Origin of the sequence: Pseudomonas sp. PS02290, from assembly GCF_029960075.1 — a bacterium.
Taxonomy (GTDB): Bacteria; Pseudomonadota; Gammaproteobacteria; order Pseudomonadales; family Pseudomonadaceae; genus Aquipseudomonas.
In genome coordinates this window covers 1-19,939 of record NZ_JASCOY010000029.1, presented here as the reverse complement: position 1 = coordinate 19,939, position 19,939 = coordinate 1, and the positions used below count along the sequence as shown (strand labels likewise).

At 58.4% G+C, this 19,939-nt stretch carries 22 protein-coding genes and 1 tRNA gene; 10 read left to right on the top strand and 13 right to left on the bottom strand.

Annotated features, from left to right (window positions below; all coding sequences use genetic code 11):
• Positions 1-2: 2 nt before the first annotated feature.
• Positions 3-488 (bottom strand): hypothetical protein, encoded by a 486-nt coding sequence (locus QMX88_RS14795; RefSeq protein ID WP_282370523.1) that lies wholly within the window; start codon positions 486-488, stop codon positions 3-5.
• Positions 489-787: 299 nt separating this feature from the next.
• On the opposite strand from QMX88_RS14795, the gene QMX88_RS14790 reads away from it, so the two are divergent.
• Positions 788-1,003: a hypothetical protein gene (locus QMX88_RS14790; protein WP_282370521.1), complete on the top strand. Its 216-nt coding sequence runs from the start codon at positions 788-790 to the stop codon at positions 1,001-1,003.
• Positions 1,004-1,127: 124 nt separating this feature from the next.
• Here QMX88_RS14790 and QMX88_RS14785 read toward each other — a convergent pair whose 3' ends face one another.
• Positions 1,128-1,256: a hypothetical protein gene (locus QMX88_RS14785; protein WP_282370520.1), complete on the bottom strand. Its 129-nt coding sequence runs from the start codon at positions 1,254-1,256 to the stop codon at positions 1,128-1,130.
• Between the two features lie 216 nt (positions 1,257-1,472).
• Here QMX88_RS14785 and QMX88_RS14780 point away from each other — a divergent pair, with 216 nt between their 5' ends.
• The gene (locus QMX88_RS14780; RefSeq protein ID WP_282370519.1) at positions 1,473-2,042 is read left to right on the top strand and encodes a recombinase family protein; all 570 of its coding nucleotides are present in this window, start codon (positions 1,473-1,475) and stop codon (positions 2,040-2,042) included.
• Positions 2,043-2,343: 301 nt separating this feature from the next.
• On the opposite strand, the gene QMX88_RS14775 is transcribed toward QMX88_RS14780, so the two are convergent.
• Positions 2,344-2,718 carry a Rap1a/Tai family immunity protein gene (locus QMX88_RS14775; protein ID WP_282370518.1) on the bottom strand — a complete coding sequence of 125 codons (375 nt, stop codon included), beginning with the start codon at positions 2,716-2,718 and terminating at the stop codon, positions 2,344-2,346.
• Positions 2,719-2,988: 270 nt separating this feature from the next.
• Between QMX88_RS14775 and QMX88_RS14770 the strand changes: the two genes are divergently transcribed.
• Positions 2,989-3,657: an OB-fold protein gene (locus QMX88_RS14770; protein ID WP_282370516.1), complete on the top strand. Its 669-nt coding sequence runs from the start codon at positions 2,989-2,991 to the stop codon at positions 3,655-3,657.
• Between the two features lie 201 nt (positions 3,658-3,858).
• On the opposite strand, the gene QMX88_RS14765 is transcribed toward QMX88_RS14770, so the two are convergent.
• The 7 genes from QMX88_RS14765 to dapA form a co-directional block, all read right to left on the bottom strand.
• Entirely contained in the window at positions 3,859-4,683 is an 825-nt protein-coding gene (locus QMX88_RS14765) for a DUF2971 domain-containing protein (RefSeq protein WP_282370513.1), read from the bottom strand.
• A gap of 455 nt (positions 4,684-5,138) precedes the next feature.
• Positions 5,139-5,654: a DUF6945 domain-containing protein gene (locus QMX88_RS14760; RefSeq protein WP_282370511.1), complete on the bottom strand. Its 516-nt coding sequence runs from the start codon at positions 5,652-5,654 to the stop codon at positions 5,139-5,141.
• A 266-nt stretch (positions 5,655-5,920) separates the two neighbouring features.
• Positions 5,921-6,010 (bottom strand) — tRNA-Ser (locus QMX88_RS14755).
• A gap of 104 nt (positions 6,011-6,114) precedes the next feature.
• Positions 6,115-6,828 (bottom strand): phosphoribosylaminoimidazolesuccinocarboxamide synthase, encoded by a 714-nt coding sequence (purC, locus tag QMX88_RS14750; RefSeq protein WP_192170882.1) that lies wholly within the window; start codon positions 6,826-6,828, stop codon positions 6,115-6,117.
• Between the two features lie 60 nt (positions 6,829-6,888).
• A complete protein-coding gene (locus tag QMX88_RS14745; RefSeq protein WP_192170881.1) occupies positions 6,889-7,647 on the bottom strand; it encodes an MBL fold metallo-hydrolase in 759 nt (252 codons plus the stop codon).
• Positions 7,648-8,763 carry an outer membrane protein assembly factor BamC gene (gene bamC / locus QMX88_RS14740; protein ID WP_282370505.1) on the bottom strand — a complete coding sequence of 372 codons (1,116 nt, stop codon included), beginning with the start codon at positions 8,761-8,763 and terminating at the stop codon, positions 7,648-7,650.
• Between the two features lie 17 nt (positions 8,764-8,780).
• Complete coding sequence (dapA, locus tag QMX88_RS14735; RefSeq protein WP_282370503.1) at positions 8,781-9,659, bottom strand: 4-hydroxy-tetrahydrodipicolinate synthase; 879 nt, start codon at positions 9,657-9,659, stop codon at positions 8,781-8,783.
• 313 nt (positions 9,660-9,972) lie between these two features.
• On the opposite strand from dapA, the gene QMX88_RS14730 reads away from it, so the two are divergent.
• Positions 9,973-10,536, top strand: a complete 564-nt coding sequence (locus QMX88_RS14730) for a glycine cleavage system protein R (protein ID WP_037014004.1) — start codon at positions 9,973-9,975, stop codon at positions 10,534-10,536.
• A gap of 10 nt (positions 10,537-10,546) precedes the next feature.
• Entirely contained in the window at positions 10,547-11,020 is a 474-nt protein-coding gene (locus tag QMX88_RS14725; protein WP_282370500.1) for a peroxiredoxin, read from the top strand.
• Positions 11,021-11,135: 115 nt separating this feature from the next.
• Here the strand turns inward: QMX88_RS14725 and QMX88_RS14720 are convergent, their stop codons facing one another.
• Both QMX88_RS14720 and QMX88_RS14715 read right to left on the bottom strand, forming a co-directional pair.
• On the bottom strand, positions 11,136-12,206 hold the full coding sequence (locus QMX88_RS14720; RefSeq protein ID WP_133772851.1) for an AI-2E family transporter: 1,071 nt from the start codon (positions 12,204-12,206) through the stop codon (positions 11,136-11,138).
• Positions 12,207-12,243: 37 nt separating this feature from the next.
• Positions 12,244-12,495 (bottom strand): sulfurtransferase TusA family protein, encoded by a 252-nt coding sequence (locus QMX88_RS14715; RefSeq protein WP_282370497.1) that lies wholly within the window; start codon positions 12,493-12,495, stop codon positions 12,244-12,246.
• A 146-nt stretch (positions 12,496-12,641) separates the two neighbouring features.
• Here QMX88_RS14715 and QMX88_RS14710 point away from each other — a divergent pair, with 146 nt between their 5' ends.
• Positions 12,642-14,078, top strand: a complete 1,437-nt coding sequence (locus QMX88_RS14710) for a M48 family metalloprotease (RefSeq protein WP_282370495.1) — start codon at positions 12,642-12,644, stop codon at positions 14,076-14,078.
• Positions 14,079-14,169: 91 nt separating this feature from the next.
• Here QMX88_RS14710 and nadA read toward each other — a convergent pair whose 3' ends face one another.
• Positions 14,170-15,228, bottom strand: coding sequence for a quinolinate synthase NadA (gene nadA / locus QMX88_RS14705; protein WP_192170876.1), 1,059 nt, complete (start codon positions 15,226-15,228; stop codon positions 14,170-14,172).
• Between the two features lie 254 nt (positions 15,229-15,482).
• Between nadA and QMX88_RS14700 the strand changes: the two genes are divergently transcribed.
• From QMX88_RS14700 to QMX88_RS14685, 4 genes are all read left to right on the top strand, one after another.
• Complete coding sequence (locus tag QMX88_RS14700; protein WP_282370493.1) at positions 15,483-17,342, top strand: ABC transporter ATP-binding protein; 1,860 nt, start codon at positions 15,483-15,485, stop codon at positions 17,340-17,342.
• 145 nt (positions 17,343-17,487) lie between these two features.
• Entirely contained in the window at positions 17,488-18,090 is a 603-nt protein-coding gene (locus QMX88_RS14695) for a TetR/AcrR family transcriptional regulator (protein WP_192170874.1), read from the top strand.
• Positions 18,091-18,305: 215 nt separating this feature from the next.
• Complete coding sequence (locus QMX88_RS14690) at positions 18,306-19,079, top strand: alpha/beta fold hydrolase (RefSeq protein WP_282370491.1); 774 nt, start codon at positions 18,306-18,308, stop codon at positions 19,077-19,079.
• Positions 19,080-19,187: 108 nt separating this feature from the next.
• Positions 19,188-19,877, top strand: a complete 690-nt coding sequence (locus QMX88_RS14685) for a type 1 glutamine amidotransferase domain-containing protein (protein WP_282370489.1) — start codon at positions 19,188-19,190, stop codon at positions 19,875-19,877.
• The last annotated feature ends 62 nt before the right edge of the window (positions 19,878-19,939 follow it).

Sequence of the window (19,939 nt, the reverse complement as noted above, 5' to 3'; positions counted from 1 at the left end):
GGCTAGGTCCTAGAACGGTCGCAAGAATGGGCTGCTGCGGTTTCCATGAGCTGGTTAAACCTACGCTCTGCCTCGCCCTGATTCCGTTTCAGCTTTTCGAGGCTAACTTCAACGGCAGTAAGTCGCTCCCGACATTCCTTCTCGGTGTAGCGGTCACGATTCGTATGTGCATGCTCAGCAAAAGCAGATGCCTCCGCAATGCATTGGCGGAAGAACTCTTGCCGATCTCGGAGGAAGTTGGACGTGATCTCTCGAAGCTCAGGATTCAAGTCGTTGTTGAGGGAGAGACGATGGGCCAACGTATCGGTTTCCCGATCCAGCTTGTACCACTCTGAACGTGCAGCCTCGGCCTTGAGTAATAGGTTTTGCCTTAGCAGGTAGAGTTCGTTTGCCCTCGACCTGTTTTGCACACGCTCTGTACGCAGTAGCGCGAACAAGGAGACGGCCAGTGCCAGTAATGATGCAGCCGGAATTGATGCAAGGTCCACAGTGCTCTCCATTCGCGTGGTGACTTCGCAGTATGTGGCGCTTCACGTCTTGGGACAACGTGTGCAGATAATTCGATTTAATCCCCCAAAATCCCCACGAAATAGGATCAGAAGCCCTGTTACGGCGGGCCACGTCGACGACTGTAGAAGCTGTTGCACGCCTGTAGCCCGGTAACGGCGTGGGCTGTGCTTATCTCAGGTCAAACCGGGCGCGTTGAAAGATAGTTTCCGGACGTTTCGAAACGGGAAAAGCGCTCCAACTAGGCCAGACTCAAGGTTTTCCGCATGAGGAACGCCTAATGGAACTGCTATCTGTCGAAATCAAGCTTCTGCTCGCCATCCATGCAGGTCAGCCTGTTGTGAGAGGCGAGGACGTGCACACGCTTCGGCAATTGATCGCGAAGGGTTACGCAGCGGGTGTGGACGCTTCTGACGGAGATGGTGACGAGTACATAGAAGTGCGACTGACGCCGTCAGGTCGAGAGATCGCAAGCGACCTCTACATGGACGAGTGATAGCCGTTGCCGTGACCGCAGGGCACTACTAAATCCTCTCTGTGCCCCGCCTTGAGAGAGGTCTCATGTGTAGCGCCCCCACAGTGCTCCGTGCTAACAGTCCCCTCTAAGCCATGTCACAAAATCACTTGCTCGGCTTGTGGACCGGCAATGTTGGGTGCTTAGGTTTTGTTTCCGGGTTTACATGGTGACGGCGATCATCTTTGCCGTCGTCACGTTTCGGCTTTGGTCCCGGGTTGATATCGGTAAACATATACAGCTCCTCATGGTCGCCATTGGATTGTGGCGCATGGAATATAGCAATATGCCACCTAGATGAGTCTGGTCCATTGGTCTGGTATCAACAATCGACCGTTAAACGATCCTTCTCTGATAGACGGTATTAGGTATCAAAAAAATAGGCTTATTGATTTATCGATACCTTTGTACACTGGTACTACGTTAAACGATACCAAGGAGTTTCCCCGCCATGTCCCGCACCTTCCTCTACGCACGAGTCTCTACATCAAACCAGTTCACCGAGAACCAGTTGCAGGAAGTTAAAGCCGCAGGGTTCGACGTGCAGGCGAGTCGGGTAGTGCAGGAAACCATTTCAGGCAGCATTGCCGCCAGCGAACGTCCCGGATTCCAAAAGCTAATGGACCGCATGGAATCAGGAGACGTGCTGATCGTTACCAAGCTCGACCGCTTGGGCCGTAATGCCATGGACGTACGTCAGACAGTTGAGCGTCTTGATGAAGGTGGCATTCGCGTTCATTGCCTCGCCCTTGGCGGTGTAGACCTCACCAGTGCAGCAGGCAAGATGACCATGCAAGTGCTGGGGGCTGTAGCTGAATTCGAACGTGACTTGTTGATAGAGCGCACTCAACAGGGGCTCACTCGTGCCAAGGCTGAGGGCAAGAAGCTGGGACGCCCTGAAGCAACTGATACCACAGCATCGGTGCAGCGCCTTAAGGCAAGAGACATGACACAGGCTCAGGTTGCTGCTGAGCTTGATGTTGGCATTGCTACCGTCAAGCGTCACTGGAACAAGGTCTGATCGTACTCGCTGTACATAAGCCTACCTCGCTGGTGGGCTTTGTCGTATCTGTTCTTGGCGGAAGGTGTGACCCAGCCCCTCAGCAGTGAGCACACGCCGCCAGCGAGGCCAGCAGAGCCGTTAGGGGTTATTCTAAGAAAGCGGTGAAAGCCGATGGCCCCCTGCGTGCTGTGTTAAGCCGATAGGATGAAAATCTGCCGCCAGCATCAGGGCTTACTTTCCAGCCAGCACAGTCAACCGCCATCGAATGTGCTCACCGTCCGCAGCCGGAAATTAGAAATCGCCAGAAAACGGGCCTACCTCACTTGCAGGGGAACGCTTGCATGAATGCCTTAATGGTCAGGACCGTGCTGTCTTGCGTCAGTAGGGCAGGATTGTCGTCAAGATACTTCACCACAATTCTCGCTGCCTGAGCATTCGTGAGTGATTCTTCAGGCCAGCAGACTTGCACTTCTGGGTCGAGACGCTTGTTCATATAGAACATAGTGTTCATGACGCCTTCCACTACTCCCAGACAATGGCCGAATCCTATCCTACTCGACCCTTGGGGCCACTCAGGAGCGTCAATCGCCGCTACGGCCTGCTTGCATTCGACAATGAATTTATTGCCGTCAGCCAATGCGGCGCTAGAAGCTAAGACGCCAACTACTGCAATGATCCCGATCCCTGCTTTCATCCTGCCACATCCTCAAAAGTGATCGCGGATTCTAACCGTTGCTGTCGGCAAGCTACTACACGTTGGCGGGCTCTCACCTCAGATCGAACGCCACTGGTGCAGGCTGATCCTGTTCCTGGCCGTCAAGTGCTCCAGTCGCACGCTCTCGACTCTCATGCACCACTACTTCCAGCGCCTCCTTGGTTTTCAGTCAAACACTCTGCCAGTCGTTGTGGGCCATTACTGCATTGTGCCACCATGCGGTCCCTATACTCATATCAAGGAACGATGATGGCCCTCATCGAGTGCAAAGAATGCTCGAAACAGGTAAGTGATTCTGCTGCCGCCTGCCCCCATTGCGGTGCTCCAGTCGCTCCGCCCCAAATCGCGCGTACCCCTGACGAGACTAAGAAAGTCGGTGTCGGTTTTGCTTTGGGAATATTCTTCTTACCGTGGCTGTTTGGTTGGTTCTTATTGGGCCGGGGTTACAGCATCGCAGCACGGATATGCGGTCTGACATGGCTCGCGCTGTCGATATTCGTTTTTCTGGGTGCGCGAGATAAGAGCCCATCCGACACCACCGCTTCTGTTCCATCAAAGCCAACTATCAGCCGGGAAGATGAACGTGCGGCAAGGCTCGCATCTTTGAGCACATTCACAGCGGCTCAGCTTGCGGCTGCTTACGACCGCAACACTGTAGCAGCTGACCAGCAGTTCAAGGGTAAGGCTTACAAGGTGACTGGCACTGTAAGTTCTATCAACACCGACTTCCGTGGCCGTCCTTACGTAACACTCCAAGGTGGCGTGAACCAGTTTATGGAGCCTCAGTTTTCATTCGAGAATGCCAAGGACCCAGCCATCGCACAGCTACAAAAGGGCAGTCGCGTTACCTTGGCTTGCACGGGCAGAGGCGACATTGCGAAGACGCCCATGTCCGAAGACTGTCAGTTCGTACGCTGAACAATCTGAATCGGGACAATGGAGGCACTGTAGTTAGTTTATGCAGTGCTTCAACTACCCTTTGGGCGGTGTATTCAGCAGGTAGGGCGATGATCTGTCGCCAGTCTCGGTGCCAGGGCAGTGCTTATTCTCGCCAGCTTTGCACACAGAGCGACTCCGATCCCCATGCAAGGTCTGAATAACGGGGGCCAGAATCTAGCGTCAGTGGTAATGGCTGCGTCCGAAATCATACCAAGGACTGTGGTTTTTCCACTGGAGTGAGCGTAGCTCGACGCCTTTACCACTCGTGAGCAATGCCACCTCACGCTTGTGCTTATCGGAGGTATCATCCCCAAACATGACCCCCACCAGTGCATCGCCATAGCTAAGGTAGAGGGGCTCGGGCGACTTTGAGAAAGCAATCCAACGGAATTCATCCTCCGCTTGCCAGTCGCTCATCTTTTCAAAGAAGAGCCTGTGGTGGTGATGCTTGAGATGAACCATCGGGTAGTTCTCTCTTCCATGCTGCTTCAACTCGTCGATATTGATAGTGAACGCATGGTCGTCGTAAATTTCGCCCTCGATGCCCCGGTTCTGGTACTGCACTGCTCCCCTCATTAGCTGTGCATGGGCGAGCAATTGACCACGTATCTGTTCCTGTAAGCGCTCGCTGTCGAACACGAGGCATACGCCCTTGTGCTTGTCGCCATACTGCGCCCACATCCGAGGTTTGCAATATCCACGATTGAAGATGTCGGTGAGGTGGTTGCCGGTTAGAGGTGGGGTATCACGTGAGAAGCAGATAAGGCGAGTGTCTCGCTTCAGCGCCCCAGAGAGCCATTCAGATAGCTCATCGCGGTTCTGTGCTGCTAGGTCGGAATCGTCTACATACGATATGAAATCGAAAAGCCACTGCTTGCTCTCTTTGGGGTCGTTGGTGCTGGTGTAGGGACTCAAGAGCAACGTCTGATTTTTCAGGATGTAATCAATCGCCGTTGGGGCGCTGGTGTAGTGATACAGATATTGCTCTGGATTTTTGACGTTCATTATCATCATGCGATCGCCCTCCGCTGGTCTGCCAGAGATTAGCGTTTGCGGTTTTCAGGCGCTACGGTTTATCTCTTGCCGCGCCAGTAACGGCAACACCTTGTACGAACAACAGTCCTTGGTCTGGAGCACGCCAGCGGCGATTGCATTCTGACGCCCGGCGATTCACTCGCCACTCAGACAATCCCACTCAGGCCAGCGGCCTCACCACTGTCATTCCTGATGCACCTCGACCAATGACAATGAATCCTCAATCCAGCTCTTGCCTTGCCCTTGCTGGTGATCTACAGCTTGACCGTGCAAAGCTCCTGAAGGCACCACGTTACTAATCTTTCTTACTCTCTCTTTGTTATTACTCTTTCTTACTACAGTGGGTTTCTCCTACACGACAGCAGTAAAATTCCTACTCGTGGCGTGTAGGTGTTTCCGACTCGTGCATGGGTTGAACCCACACGCTACGCCGCCTCACGGGTAGGAAGAACCGACACGTTGGCGAATGGATCGTCTTCAAAGTCAGAGTGAGGCGACGTGCTCACCGGTAGCTTCGGTGCCACTGGCGCTGCTGCCGTCACTTGAACTGGCGTTGTCACTGGCGCCGCTGCAGCTACACGCGCTGCCTTTGCCTGCTTGGGCACGTGTGTAACCTTCAGATCAGCAAGGATGACGTATGTGTTCTGCAGTTGGCTTCCGCGTACAGTGCGACGAGCCACCTCAAGATATCCGTGCTGCTCCAGTGCTTGCATGAAGGTGATCACGGTATCGCGACTGCAATTGACAGCCTCACCTATAGCCTCGTGACTCTCGAACCAAGATTTGCCAAGGCCAGTGAAGAAATCGTGTCGGTCTTTGATGTGCAGCCACAGAATTTTTTGCATGGGCGTAAGTGCGATCAACTCGCCGGTATCTCGTGATATCCAGTGCGAGGCGTGCATGAGGGATTTGTGGAAGATTACGTAGGCGTGGTCGTTCACAGGCGGGTTCTCCTTTGTCAGTTCGTTGTGTTGGTCACTTCCTTCGGCGTGTCGCCGTGCTGGATGTTTTGTCGCCGTTGTGGCGAGGTAGAAACATACGCTTATTTGGGGCATTTTGTCAACATTTAGGGTTGACATCTGATATTCACTTGATCTCGCCCATGCGATCAGGTCAGGTAGAGTGGGCAATCCAAGTGGGCAAAGCGAAAAGTGATCCGGCACAAAAAAGCCCCGTAAATCAGTGACTTACGAGGCTTTTCAAATAATGGCGGAGAGATAGGGATTTGAACCCTAGGTACTGTCGCCAGTACAACGGATTTCGAATCCGTCCCGTTCGGCCACTCCGGCATCTCTCCAACGGCGCGCATCATAACAGTTCGTTCGAGGAACGCGAACCCTTTTTAAGGATTTTTTCGCGTTCTTTCAGATGCTTGCAGCGTTTTCCGCTTGAAGCGTTGGATCAGAGCGGTACGCCGAGACGCTGGGCGACTTCTTCGTAGGCTTCGATGACATCACCGAGGCCCTGACGGAAGCGGTCCTTGTCCATTTTCTTGCGGGTTTCTTTGTCCCACAGGCGGCAGCCGTCCGGGCTGAACTCGTCGCCCAGGACGATCGAGCCGTCGCTGAAGACGCCGAATTCAAGCTTGAAGTCGACCAGCAGCAGGCCGGCGTCGTCGAACAGTTTGCTCAGGACTTCGTTGACCTTCAGGGACAGCTCTTTCATGCGAACCAGTTGCTCGGCGGTGCCCCAACCGAACGCGACGACGTGGGAGTCGTTGATGAACGGGTCGCCTTTGGCGTCGTCCTTCAGGAACAGCTCGAACGTGTAAGGGTTGAGCTTCATGCCCTCTTCTACGCCCAGGCGCTTGACCAGGCTGCCGGCGGCGTAGTTACGCACGACGCATTCGACCGGGATCATGTCGAGCTTCTTGACCAGCACTTCGTTGTCGCCCAGCAGTTTGTCGAACTGGGTCGGAATGCCGGCGGCTTCGAGCTTCTGCATGATGAAGGCGTTGAACTTGTTGTTCACCATGCCTTTGCGGTCGAGTTGTTCGATGCGCTTGCCATCGAACGCCGAGGTGTCGTTGCGGAACACCAGGATCAAGCGGTCAGCGTCATCGGTCTTGTAAACCGACTTGGCTTTGCCGCGGTAGAGTTCTTCACGTTTTTCCATGATGGGCTCCGCTTGCTGAGTCTTGCTGAATAGTGGGGGGCGAGTCGCCCGTTTGGGACGCTAGGCGATTTCGCGCCAGTCGAGCCCTGAATCCTGATCGGCCAATTGTAGCCAGTCCTCGTCGCACCCAAGGGTGTCGACAAAACATTGCCGGGCCAGATGCGGCAGGTTGTTCTTGCTGCTCAAATGGGCCAGCACCAGGTGCTGCAGATCCTGCCATCCCAACTCGTTCACCAGACTGGCGGCCTGATGATTGTTCAAATGACCGTGATCTCCGCCCACCCGCTGCTTGAGAAAGTACGGGTACTGACCCCGGGCAAGCAGATCGCGACAGTGATTGGACTCGACCATGAGCGCATCGAGCCCGCGGTAGCTGTCGAGCACCGTCGGGCAATACGAGCCAAGGTCGGTCAACAGGCCGAAGCGTCGTCGCCCGTCGTTAAACACGAACTGCGTGGGCTCCAGCGCATCGTGAGCCACCGACACCACGTCGATGCCCAGACCACCAATGCGCAGACCCTGCCCGCCCACCAGCCGAAGCCCTGCTTCAACCGGCTTGCGCATGCCGCGCAGCGTGCCGTCACTGAGATACACCGGCACATCGTAGCGCCGAGACAGCAAACCCACGCCATGCACATGATCGGCATGTTCGTGGGTCACTAGAATGGCGCTCAGCTGCTTGCCGCTGACGCCCAGCCTGTCGAGCCGTCGTTCGGTTTCTCGCAGGGAGAAACCGCAATCGACCAGCACGTACGTGTCGTTGCTCGCGACCAGCGTGGCATTGCCGCGACTGCCGCTGCCCAGAACCGCGAAGCGCACTTAACCCAGGTTGTCCTGAATGACGCTCAACACACGACGAGCGACTTCAGTCGGCGCAACGGTGTTGATGTTCTTCTCGACCGTGACCTGAACGTTCTCGCCGACCTTGCTCAGGCGAACCTGATACCGCTCGGCGCGGGCCTCCTTCTCTTCCTTGGACTCTTCACTGCCGAATACGCGACTGAGGAAGCCAGGCTTGTTTTCAGGCTTGTCGGCTTTTTCCGCCAGGTTGATGTAGTAAAGACCCAGGCTGCGGTTGATGTCCTCAACGCGCCAGTCGCCCTGGTTAAGCGCACGACCGACGCTCGACCACGCGCGATCCAGATCCGCGCCCAGGTTCAGCACCGGGTTGCCGCTGCCGTCTTCGCTGAGGGAAACTCGGCTTGGGGTGTCGAAATCACGCGCCGCCAGCAGGGACACCGAACCGCCCTTCTCGGCAGTGCGGGTCAGGCTCGCCAGCATGTCATCGGTCAGCACGGAGTCGAGGCCAACGTTGGTGCTGCGCGACGGGAAGGCAGGGTCATCGCGGCTGCCGGCCGGACGTTGCACGCTGACCACATAGATTTCACTGGTGTTGCGCTGCACGCCCGGCTCGATACGAACGCGCACGCGGGTCTCGGTGTTGGCAGCATCGCCACTCGAACCCATGCGCTTGGCAACCGATGCCGACAACTCGTCCATGCGCTGCCAGGTGGTGTTGAATTCACCGGTCTGCGGACGATCTTCGGCGATGCGGAAACCGTTGTCTTCAAAGTACTGATGCGCCACAGGCCAGACTTCGGCCGGTGCGCGCTGGGCAAGAATCCAGCGGTTGTCGCCGCTCTTCTGCAGCGTGTAGTCCCCGGAGTCCTGAGCAGTAGTCAGAGGTTGCGGACGCGGCACGGTGAATTCACCCTTCTGGGTGTCGTCGGCGACGTTGCGCGGGATCGGCAGCAACGGGTCCAGTCGTTTGACTTCCTGAACGCCCTCGGGCATTTGCATCAGCGGCTTCTGGGTCGCTTCCAGGTAATCGCTGCTGCGATCGCGGAAGTAACCGTCCTGGCCAAAAAGCCAGCTGCAACCGCTGGTGCTGGAGATAATCAAGGCTAGTGCGGAAAGTCCGGCCAGTCGCTTCATTGCGTAATGCTTCCTCATTAGACCAATACACCGGACTGGCGCAGGGCCTGACGCAGCGGCTCGCGGCAGGACTCGCTGAGCCAGGTGAGCGGCAGACGAATACCGTCTGGCATCAAACCCATCTCATGCAGGGCCCATTTCACGGGAATAGGGTTCGATTCGATGAACAGTGTCTTGTTCAGCGGCATCAGTTTTTCATGGATTTTGCGGGCGGTGTCGGCATCACCGGCCATCGCGGCTTTGCACAGGTCGGCCATGGCGCGCGGCGCGACGTTGGCGGTGACCGAGATATTGCCTTTGCCACCGAGCAACATCAGCTCGACGGCAGTTGCGTCATCGCCGGAATAGACCAGGAAGTCGCTGCTCACGCCGGCAAGAATATCCTTGGCGCGCTGCAGGTCTCCGGTGGCTTCCTTGATCGCGATGATGTTTTTGACTGTCGACAGGCGGATAACGGTTTCGGCTGACATGTCGCAGGCGGTACGGCCCGGCACGTTATACAGAATCTGCGGGATGTCGACGGCTTCGGCGATGTGTTTGAAGTGCTGGTACAAGCCTTCCTGAGTCGGCTTGTTGTAGTACGGGGTGACCAGCAGGCAGGCATCGGCACCGGCGTTCTTGGCGTTGGTGGTCAGTTCGACCGCCTCGCGGGTGGAGTTGGCGCCCGTGCCGGCGATGACCGGAATGCGGCCAGCGACCTGCTGAACCACGCGGCGGATGACTTCGATGTGCTCGTTGACGTCGAGCGTCGCGGATTCACCGGTGGTGCCGACGGCAACAATGGCGTTGGTGCCCTCTTGCAGGTGAAAGTCCACCAGTTTGCTCAGGCTGTCCCAGTCGAGACGACCTTGTGCATCCATGGGTGTGACCAGTGCCACCATACTGCCCGCAATCATGCAAACCGCTCCTGCCGGAAAAAGAGAGCGGTAATGGTACTGGCGCCATGATCCTTGCACAAGGCGAGCATTCCCCTCGGCGCCGGTTTTCGCTACCCTTCGGTCTTTGATCGGTACGGGTCATCTGCCCGGCTCGTTCGACTGCTCGATTTTGTCGTCACTTACCCCGCCCTGCGTCGTTATCGCGCGCCATGACAGGCTCATGGCCGCGATTGACGGCTGCGGGTCGGGGCGACATCACGATGCCTTCGTCCGTCGAGCCCGCCGGCACAGGCCTGCTGCGTACCGACCGCTCATCGTTTAGGAATGCTGCATGTCATCCATCCCCACAGTTCGCGAACAATTCCTTGTCATCAGTGCCCTTGGCGCCAACCCAATGGAGCTGACCAACGTCCTGTGCCGCGCCAGTAACGAAAGCCGTTGCTCGGTCGTCAGCTCTCGCCTCACTCGCCACGGTGAGTGCAGCGCGCTGATCCTGCAGATCTCCGGCAGCTGGGACGCCCTGGCGCGTCTGGAAACCGGCCTGCCCAACCTGGCGAAGAAACACGCCTTCACCGTCAATGTGGTGCGCAGTGCTTCGCTGGAAAACCGTCCGGAAGCCCTGCCTTACGTGGCGTACGTCAGTTCGGCGTATCGCCCGGACATCATCAACGAGCTGTGCCAGTTCTTCATCGACCACAACGTCGAGCTGGAAAACCTGATCTGCGACACCTATCAGGCCCCACAGACCGGCGGCACCATGCTCAACGCGACGTTCACCGTGACATTGCCGGCCGGTACCCAGATCAGCTGGCTGCGTGACCAGTTCCTGGACTTCGCCGACGCACTCAACCTCGATGCGCTGATCGAACCATGGCGCCCTCAAGCACCGATGTAAGGAGTCTCGAATGGCTGTAGAACTCGACCAAGCGGTTGCCGACTTTCAGGTGCAGGCCACGAGCGAACAGGCGGTCAGCCTGTCGGCGCTCAAAGGTCAGCAAGTCGTTCTTTATTTCTATCCGAAAGACAGCACCCCGGGTTGCACCACCCAGGGCCAGGGATTCCGTGATCATCACGCCGACTTCACGGCCGCCAACACGGTGGTGTTCGGGGTTTCGCGGGACAGCCTGAAATCCCACGAGAACTTCAAGGCCAAGCAGGAATTCCCGTTCGAGCTGATTTCGGACAAAGATGAATCGCTGTGCCAGCTGTTCGATGTGATCAAGCTGAAAAAGCTGTACGGCAAGGAATACCTGGGCGTCGACCGCAGCACCTTCCTGATCGACAAGGACGGCGTGCTGCGCAAGGAATGGCGCGGCGTGAAAGTGCCGGGGCATGTGGCGGCGGTGCTTGAAGCAGCTCAGGCGCTGAACAAGGCTTGATCACCATCATGTAGTCCTGAGCTTGCCCGCGATCGGGGGCCGTTTAGTCATCGTAGGTTGACCATGACGACGCCGATCGCGAGCAAGCTCACTCCTACAAAAAGCGAGGCAACGCCTATAACAAAGGCGCCACCGTCGGTTCGTTCCGAGGCCACGCATCCAGTACGGCCTTGAATAGAGTCGCCAGCGGAATCGCAAAGAAAATCCCCCAGAACCCCCATAGCCCTCCGAACAACAGCACGGCGCAGATGATCGCGACCGGGTGCAGGCTCACGGTCTGGGAGAACAGCAGCGGCACCAGCACATTGCCGTCCAGGGTCTGGATAATGCCGTGGACCACCATCAGATAGATGAACTGATCGCTCCAGCCCCACTGGAACAGCGCGATGAACGCCACCGGCACTGTCACCACGACTGCGCCCACGTACGGCACGACCACCGAAATCCCCACCAGCATCGCCAGCAACGCCGAGTAATTCAGCCCCATGGTCACGAAGGCGATGTACGTCACCCCGCCACAGATGAAGATCTCAATGACCTTGCCGCGAATGTAGTTGGCGATCTGCCGATTCATTTCCTCGGCCACATGGGTAATCAGCGTACGTTCACGGGGCAGATAGCCCCTCGCCCAACGGCTGATCATCCGACGATCCTTGAGGAAGAAGAACACCAGAATCGGCACCAGCACCAGGTAGATCATCATGTTGACCAACAGCGGCAAGCTGGACAGGGAAAACGTCAGCGCCCATTGCCCGAACTTTCCGACCTCGCCGCGCGCCACTTCTATCGCCTGCAGGACCTGTTCGTCCGACACCAGATGCGGATAACGCTCCGGCAGCAGCAACAGCAACGACTGCCATTTGGCGAGCATGCCGGGCAATTCGTTGAACAAGGTGATGAGCTGTCGCCACAGCAGTGGGACCAGAACCAGCAAAAACAGCGCCAGCGCCCCCATGAATAAAGCGAAGACCAGTCCAACTGCGCCACCTTCCGGGACCCGCAGGCGTTCAAGCAGGTTGACCAACCCCTGCATCAGAAAGGCGAGCACCAGTCCGGCCAGCACCGGGGCAAGCATGCCGCCGAGGGTGAGAACAACGGTAAATCCGAGAACCAACAGCACTGCCAGCACTACCGCTTCCTCGTCGGAAAAGTAGCGCTGTATCCAGTCGCGAAGCACTTTGAACATCAAGAATCCTAGGAGGGTTGCGAGGGGTCAGAAACGCTCAGGCCTTGCGTAGCCAATACCGATAAATGCCGTCAGCGTTTTCTTCGTGCAGCAGCGCGTGCCCGGCCAGTTTTGCGAAGGTACGGAAGTCGCGCTGCGAGCCTGCATCGGTGGCCGTCACTTTGAGGACCGCGCCGCTGGCCAGACGGTTGAGTTCCATCTTGGCCTTGAGCAAGGGAAGCGGGCAGTTGAGGCCGCTGGCGTCGAGCTCTGCATCGCAGGGTGCGGGGTGTCCTACAGCGTCAGACATCGTTTCTCTCCGGATAGACACATCCGCCCTCGCATAAAAGCAGTCAGGCGGAAGAGCATTCTTACAAGTTTTCCAGAATACCCCACTCTGGTCAGCAAGCCATCGAGCCAGCTACAGTGGCGCCTTTCTGCCCCAGAGTTTCGTGCATGAATTTTTTGCGCCCCACGCTGCTGACCCTCGCATGCCTGCTGGCAGCGCCGAGCTTCGCAGAAGATGACCTGCCCTCCCTCGGCGACGCGAGTTCATCCATCGTTTCTCCCCAGCAAGAATATGACTTGGGGCGTGCCTGGCTCGGGCTGCTGCGCTCTGAAGTGGCGCAGCTGTCCGACCCGTTGCTCAAGGACTTCGTCGAGTCCTCGGTCTACCGGCTGGCCGAAACCAGCCAGGTGCAGGACCGCCGGCTCGAATTCATCCTGATCAACACGCCGGAGATCAACGCCTTCGCAGCGCCCGGCGGGATCATCGGAGTCAACGGCGGGTTGTTCCTCCATGCCGAGACCGAAGGCGAATACGCCGCGGTCCTCGCCCACGAATTGGCTCACTTGTCGCAACGGCACTTCGCCAGGGGCGTGCAGGCGCAGCAGCGCATGCAAGTGCCGGTGATGGCGGCGATGCTCGCCGGTATTGTCATGGCCGCAGCGGGCGCGGGGGATGCGGGGATTGCCGCGATTGCCGGCACCCAGGCCGCCGCGATTCAGGAGCAGGCGCGGTTCTCCCGGCAAAACGAAGCAGAAGCCGACCGCATCGGCATTCTCAATCTTGAAAAGGCCGGCTACGACCCGCGCAACATGCCCACCATGTTCGAGCGCTTGGCGCGCCAGTATCGCTATGACGCCAAGCCACCGGAATTCCTGATGAGCCACCCGGTGACCGAATCCCGTATTGCCGACACGCGCAACCGCGCCGAGCAAGCCAAGCCCGGCGGCAAGGAAGACAGCCCTGCGTATCAACTGATGCGCGCACGCACCGTGCTGATATACGAAGAAACCCCGGGCATGGCGGCCAAGCGTTTCCGTGCGCAACTGGCCGAGAACCCGAAAAACGATGCGGCTCGCTACGGTCTGGCACTGGCGCAGACCAAAGCGGGTCAGTTGAATGAGGGCCGCGAGACGCTGAAGCCCTTGCTCGACAAAGCGCCGGACAACATTCCCTACAACCTCGCCGCCGTGAATCTGGACATCTCCAACAATCGCCTGCCCGACGCTCAACAGCGGGTGGACCGGATGTTGAACCTGTACCCGGACAACTACCCGCTCAATCAGGCGAAAGTCGACGTCCTGCTCAAGCAGTCCAAGGCGCCGGAAGCGCTGAAGTCTCTGGAGATTCTGTTGAAGAGCCGCCCGGACGATCCGGACATCTGGAATCAGGTGGCGGATACCCGTGGTTTGTCGGGCAACACCATCGGCCTGCACCAGGCCCGTGCCGAATACTTCGCGCTGATGGGCGATTTCAAGCAGGCGATTCAACAGCTTGAATTTGCCAAGCGACGGGCGAACAACAACTTCCAGCTGGCCTCACGCATCGAGGCGCGGCAGCAGGAAATCATTGCTCAGGAGCGGGCGGTGAAGGACATGATGAATTGAGGTGAGCTACGGTCAGCTCCAAGCGGCAAGCCATAAGATGCAAGATGGAATGCAGCAAATCGGCTTGAGGCTTGCCGCTTGCCGCTGTGAATCAGGCGTTACCAGAGCTCTTCATCCGTGCCGCCTGGGTAAAGTCGAGCATGCGCTGCAACGGCCGAACGGCATGAGGGATAACCGCAGGGTCGACGAAGATTTCGTTGGTACCTTCGCGCAAACACTGAAGCGTGCGCGCCAGCGTGTTCATCGCCATCCACGGGCAATGGGCGCAACTGCGGCATGCGGCGCCATTACCTGCGGTCGGTGCCTCAATGAAGACCTTGTCCGGGCACAGCTGCTGCATCTTGTAGAAGATGCCGCGATCGGTGGCGACGATGAAGGTGGTGTTCGGCAGCGTTTGTGCGGCCTTGATCAACTGGCTGGTGGAGCCCACGGCGTCAGCCAGATCGATGACCGACTCGGGGGACTCCGGGTGCACCAGAATGGCAGCGTCCGGGTACAACGCTTTCATGTCCTCAAGCTGCCGGGACTTGAATTCCTCGTGCACGATGCAGGCGCCGTCCCACAACAGCATGTCGGCCCCGGTCTCGCGCTGGATGTAACGGCCCAGATGCTTGTCGGGCGCCCAGATGATTTTCTCGCCGTTGTCCATCAGGCTTTCGACGATCTCCAACGCACAGCTGGACGTCACCACCCAATCAGCACGGGCTTTTACAGCGGCTGAGGTATTGGCGTAAACCACCACGGTACGCTCGGGATGCTGATCGCAGAACGCAGCGAACTCGTCGACCGGGCAACCAAGGTCCAGCGAGCAGGTAGCCTCAAGGGTTGGCATCAGAATGCGTTTTTCGGGAGTGAGAATTTTTGCGGTTTCACCCATGAAACGCACCCCGGCCACCAAAACGGTTTTCGCCGGATGGTTTTTGCCGAATCGCGCCATTTCCAGAGAATCCGAAACGCAACCGCCGGTTTCTTCCGCCAGCGCCTGAATCACCGGATCGCAGTAGTAGTGAGCGACCAGCACAGCGTCCTGAGCCTTGAGCTCGGCGGCGATCAAACGGCGGTACTCAGCCTCCTCTTCCGGGCTCAGGGTTTTGGGCTGTTTGGCGTCCAGGTGCGCTTGGACCAGAAGGCGTTCGGAGATGTGTGTCATGTCGGTGGACCTGAATGCGCGTACGGACGGAAGGTCCGCATGATAGAAAACGGCCGGGAAGTTAGCACGGGATCTGTTGAGCGATCACTTACCGGCAGTCACCGACTGCGGATCTTCAACCATCATGTTGGCGTTCCGGACGCCGCGAGACCGTCTCGCAATCGGGCGGAACGACCCACCCGCGAAAGCCTCGAACCCTCAAGTTAGCCATTCAATGGCAGAATCTGCGCCACTGGACAGTTTTGGAGACCCTCATGCTGCGCGTATTTGAACGACGGCTCGACCCCTTCCCACCTGACGAAGCACCGCCGCCACCCGTAGGTCTGACGCGTTTTCTGTGGGCCTGCACCCGTGGAGCGCGTGGCTATATCCTCGCCCTTGCGGTGCTCAGCGCCTGTGTATCGCTTTACGAAGCCTGGCTCTTCTCGTTCCTCGGGCAAGTGGTCGATCTGCTCTCGACCTGGAAGGACGGCGGCGCCACCGCGGGCGAGGAAAGTCGAGCGCTGTGGGGCATCGGCATTGTGCTGGTGATCAGCATCGGGCTGGTGGCCATGCGCACGATGGTTCAGCACCAGGTGCTGGCGATCAACCTGCCGCTGCGGCTGCGCTGGGATTTTCACCGACTGATGCTGCGGCAAAGCCTGTCGTTCTTCTCCGACGAGTTCTCCGGTCGGGTCACCACCAAGGTGATGCAGACCGCGCTGGCGGTGCGGGACGTGCTGTTCACCCTGATCGAAATCGCGCCCGGCATCGGCGTTTATTTCATTGCGATCATCGCGCTGGCCGGCGGCTTCGCCTTGAAGCTGATGCTGCCGTTCATGGCCTGGATCGTATTGTTCGGCCTGGCCATGCTGTACTTCGTGCCGCGCCTGGGCAAAGTCGGTCAGGAGCAGGCCAACGCGCGGTCGTCGATGACCGGGCGGATCTCCGATGCCTACACCAACATCACCACGGTGAAACTGTTCTCCCACTCCAAACGCGAAGCGCAGTTTGCGCGTGCGGCGATGGAGGACTTCAAGCAGACCGGCTTTCGCCAGATGCGTCTGGTGAGCCAGTTCGAGATCGTCAATCAGGCACTGGTTGTCGCGCTGATTCTGGGCGCAGGCGGTTATGCCCTGTGGCTGTGGCATCAGGGTGACGTCGGCACCGGCGCGGTGGCCGCGATTACCGCCATGGCGCTGCGCATCAATGGCATGTCCCACTGGATCATGTGGCAGATGACCTCGCTGTTCGAGAACATCGGCACGGTGCAGGACGGCATGGCGACCCTGACTCAGGGCCCTAAAGTGCAGGACGCGCCGGATGCAGCCGTGTTGAAGACCACCGGCGGCGCCGTGACCTTTGACAACGTCAGCTTCAACTACAACGGCGAGCGTCAGGTGCTGGAGGGTTTGAATCTCGCCATCCGCCCCGGCGAGAAGATCGGGCTGGTCGGACGTTCAGGCGCCGGCAAATCCACGCTGATCAATCTGCTGCTGCGCTTCTATGACGTGGACAGCGGCGAGATTCGCATCGATGGGCAGAACATCAGGCAGGTCACGCAAGACAGCCTGCGCAGCGCCATCGGCATGGTCACGCAAGATACGTCGCTGCTGCATCGGTCCATTCGCGACAACATCGCGTATGGCCGACCTGATGCCACCGATGAGGAAATCCACACCGCTGCGGCCAACGCCCAGGCCGACGGCTTCATCAGCCAGCTCAGCGACAAGCATGGTCACAGCGGCTACGACACGCTGGTGGGTGAGCGCGGCATCAAGCTGTCGGGCGGCCAGCGCCAACGGGTCGCCATTGCTCGCGTGATGCTGAAGAACGCGCCGATCCTGCTGCTGGACGAAGCCACCAGCGCCCTGGATTCGGAAGTCGAAGTGGCGATTCAGGAAAGCCTCGACGAAATGATGAAAGGCAAAACCGTCATTGCCATCGCCCACCGGCTGTCGACCATTGCGGCCATGGACCGGCTCATCGTGATGGACGACGGGCGCATCATCGAACAAGGCACCCACTCTGAACTGCTCAGCAAGAACGGCACGTACGCGCGGCTGTGGCATCACCAGAGCGGCGGGTTTCTGGGCGAAGATCAGGGGGTGCCTGAAGCGGTGGATCAGGTTTAGCGGGCAGGCGCGCTTTATAACCGCAGCGACACGACGGCGATGGGGCTTAAAGCTGTCGTGTCGAGCCGGGCCCCGCCGACACACGACAACATCGTCCATCAGAATCCGCTAGTAGACCGACTTACTAGGATGTATTCTCCGAGCCATGAATACTCCCCAAACACGTGGTTCATCTGATGTCCGTCAAGGAATCCTCGACGTCGGCCAACGCATCATGGCCGCCAAGGGGTATTCCGGCGTAGGCCTGAACGAAATTCTGGCCGCGGCGGGCGTGCCGAAAGGCTCCTTCTATCATTACTTCGGTTCCAAGGATGCCTTCGGCGAGGCGTTGCTTGAGCACTACTTCGACGACTACCTCGCGGATATTGATCGCATCCTCGGCGAGCCCGGCCTGCCCATGGGCGAGCGCCTGATGAGTTACTGGCGGGTCTGGCAAGACACCCAGTCGTTCCAGGAATGCCAGGGCAAGTGCCTCGCCGTGAAGCTCGGCGTTGAAGTGGCCGATCTGTCGGAAACCATGCGCGCCGTGCTCAAGCGCGGCACGGCCGGGATTACCGACCGGCTCGGCAGCGCGATTGAGGCTGGCATTGCCGACGGCTCGCTGCCCGCCTGCGAGAACCCTTACGCCGTTGCGCAAAGCCTGTACCAGCTTTGGGTCGGCGCCAGCGTGATGGTCAAGATCGAAAGAAGCCTCGCGCCCTTCGAAACAGCCATGGCAACCACGCGCGTGATTCTGCGCCTGACCTGATCAGCGCCCCGCAATGTCCCGCCGCTCTCTTTGTCTTCGTTCCTCTTCTGCATAGCGCCTGCCGGTCTCTCCAGACCGGCTTTATACCTTCGCCGCCTCCACTGCCAAGCACGTCAAAAAGGGCTCCTGAAATAATTTGAAAATACCTCTAGACGACTGGTCTACTCAGAGGTAAGGTGTACCCACATTAACCCGCCACCACAAGGACTGACGTGATGAAAACCAGAACAACGATCACCGCTCTCGCCACTGCCGTGACATTGCTCGCCGCCGCTGGATTCGCGTCAGCCCAAGACCGCCCTGCCGCTCCCCTGACCGCCAAGACTGTAGTGCTGGTCCACGGCGCTTTCGCCGACGGCTCCTCCTGGAACAAAGTGATTCCGCTGCTGGAAAAAGCCGGCCTCAATGTGGTGGCAGTGCAGAACCCGCTGGATTCCCTGGAAGGCGATGTCGCTGTCATCAACCGCGCCATTGCCGCTGCTCCAGGCCCGGTGGTTCTGGTGGGTCACTCCTGGGCTGGCGCGGTCATCACCGACGCTGGCGTCAACGACAAAGTCCGCTCGCTGGTCTACGTCGCCGCTTACGCCCCGGATGATGGCCAGTCAGTATTCGATGCCGTTAAAGGCTATCCCGACATGCCCGGCCAGGCCTCCTTCGTCAAAGATGCAGACGGCTACGTGAAAGTCAGCGACGAAGGCGTCGCCAAATTCTTCGCCCCTGATCTGCCCCGCGCCGAACAGAAACTCGTCGCCGCGACCCAAGGCGCGCTGAACATCAAAGCGCTGAGCCAGCCAATTCCCCACGCTGCCTGGCACAAGGTTCCTTCCTACTTTGTCGTGGCTACCCATGACCAAATCATCTCGCCACAACTGCAGCGCGATCAGGTGCAGCGCCTGCACGCCGATTCCATCGAAGTCCCTTCAAGCCATGTTGCGATGCTGGCCTATCCCAAGGCCGTGGCTGACCTGATCATAAAAGCCGCCAAGTGAATTTCGTTTTGCCGCTGAACTAGACGACTAGTCTATTAATCCAAGTGAATGACGCTTTACCTTTTGGCTGCTCGGCAGTCTCAAACCTAATCGAAAAGGAAATACCCGATGAAAGTTCTAATGGTTCTGACTTCCCACGACACCCTCGGCAACACCGGCCGTCCTACCGGCTTCTGGCTGGAAGAACTGGCCGCGCCCTACTATGCGTTCAGCGACATCAACGCCGAAATCGTACTGGCTTCGCCACAAGGCGGTCAGCCTCCGCTGGACCCGAAGAGCAATGAGCCTGACTTCCAGACCGACCTGACCCGTCGCTTCGAGAAAGACGAAACCGCCAAAGCCCTGCTCGCAAATACTGTCCGCCTGGACAGCGTGTCCCAGGCAGATTTCGACGCTGTGTTCTACCCAGGCGGCCATGGCCCGCTGTGGGATCTGGCTGAAGACAAACACTCCGTCCAACTCATCGAATCGTTCATCGCCGCCAACAAGCCCGTCGCTGTCGTATGTCACGCCCCTGGCGTGCTGCGCCACGTGAAGAACGTCGACGGCACGCCGCTGGTTAAAGGCAAGAAGGTCACCGGCTTTGCCAACAGCGAGGAAGAAGCCGTCGGCCTGACCAACGTGGTGCCTTTCCTGGTGGAAGACGAGCTGAAATCACTGGGCGGCGTCTACTCCAAAGGTCCGGACTGGGGCTCGTACGTCCTCACCGATGGTCTGCTGATCACCGGCCAGAACCCTGCTTCGTCCGGTCCTGCGGCAGACGTGTTGATCAAGGCACTGCAGAACAAATCGGCCTGATCACCGCCCGGCGCGCGGGGGGTTGGCCCCCCCCGCCGCGTGGCACCCGCGGCCCGCGCTAA

Excerpts from the sequence above, each read along its gene's own strand:
- QMX88_RS14790 (WP_282370521.1), top strand. The coding sequence starts at position 788 with ATGGAACTGCTATCTGTCGAAATCAAGCTTCTGCTCGCCATCCATGCA.
- QMX88_RS14785 (WP_282370520.1), bottom strand. The coding sequence starts at position 1,256 with ATGTTTACCGATATCAACCCGGGACCAAAGCCGAAACGTGACGACGGC.
- QMX88_RS14780 (WP_282370519.1), top strand. The coding sequence starts at position 1,473 with ATGTCCCGCACCTTCCTCTACGCACGAGTCTCTACATCAAACCAGTTC.
- QMX88_RS14775 (WP_282370518.1), bottom strand. The coding sequence starts at position 2,718 with ATGAAAGCAGGGATCGGGATCATTGCAGTAGTTGGCGTCTTAGCTTCT.
- QMX88_RS14770 (WP_282370516.1), top strand. The coding sequence starts at position 2,989 with ATGGCCCTCATCGAGTGCAAAGAATGCTCGAAACAGGTAAGTGATTCT.
- QMX88_RS14765 (WP_282370513.1), bottom strand. The coding sequence starts at position 4,683 with ATGAACGTCAAAAATCCAGAGCAATATCTGTATCACTACACCAGCGCC.
- purC (WP_192170882.1), bottom strand. The coding sequence starts at position 6,828 with ATGGAAAAACGTGAAGAACTCTACCGCGGCAAAGCCAAGTCGGTTTAC.
- bamC (WP_282370505.1), bottom strand. The coding sequence starts at position 8,763 with ATGAAGCGACTGGCCGGACTTTCCGCACTAGCCTTGATTATCTCCAGC.
- dapA (WP_282370503.1), bottom strand. The coding sequence starts at position 9,659 with ATGATTGCGGGCAGTATGGTGGCACTGGTCACACCCATGGATGCACAA.
- QMX88_RS14730 (WP_037014004.1), top strand. The coding sequence starts at position 9,973 with ATGTCATCCATCCCCACAGTTCGCGAACAATTCCTTGTCATCAGTGCC.
- QMX88_RS14725 (WP_282370500.1), top strand. The coding sequence starts at position 10,547 with ATGGCTGTAGAACTCGACCAAGCGGTTGCCGACTTTCAGGTGCAGGCC.
- QMX88_RS14720 (WP_133772851.1), bottom strand. The coding sequence starts at position 12,206 with ATGTTCAAAGTGCTTCGCGACTGGATACAGCGCTACTTTTCCGACGAG.
- QMX88_RS14715 (WP_282370497.1), bottom strand. The coding sequence starts at position 12,495 with ATGTCTGACGCTGTAGGACACCCCGCACCCTGCGATGCAGAGCTCGAC.
- QMX88_RS14710 (WP_282370495.1), top strand. The coding sequence starts at position 12,642 with ATGAATTTTTTGCGCCCCACGCTGCTGACCCTCGCATGCCTGCTGGCA.
- nadA (WP_192170876.1), bottom strand. The coding sequence starts at position 15,228 with ATGACACACATCTCCGAACGCCTTCTGGTCCAAGCGCACCTGGACGCC.
- QMX88_RS14700 (WP_282370493.1), top strand. The coding sequence starts at position 15,483 with ATGCTGCGCGTATTTGAACGACGGCTCGACCCCTTCCCACCTGACGAA.
- QMX88_RS14695 (WP_192170874.1), top strand. The coding sequence starts at position 17,488 with ATGAATACTCCCCAAACACGTGGTTCATCTGATGTCCGTCAAGGAATC.
- QMX88_RS14690 (WP_282370491.1), top strand. The coding sequence starts at position 18,306 with ATGAAAACCAGAACAACGATCACCGCTCTCGCCACTGCCGTGACATTG.
- QMX88_RS14685 (WP_282370489.1), top strand. The coding sequence starts at position 19,188 with ATGAAAGTTCTAATGGTTCTGACTTCCCACGACACCCTCGGCAACACC.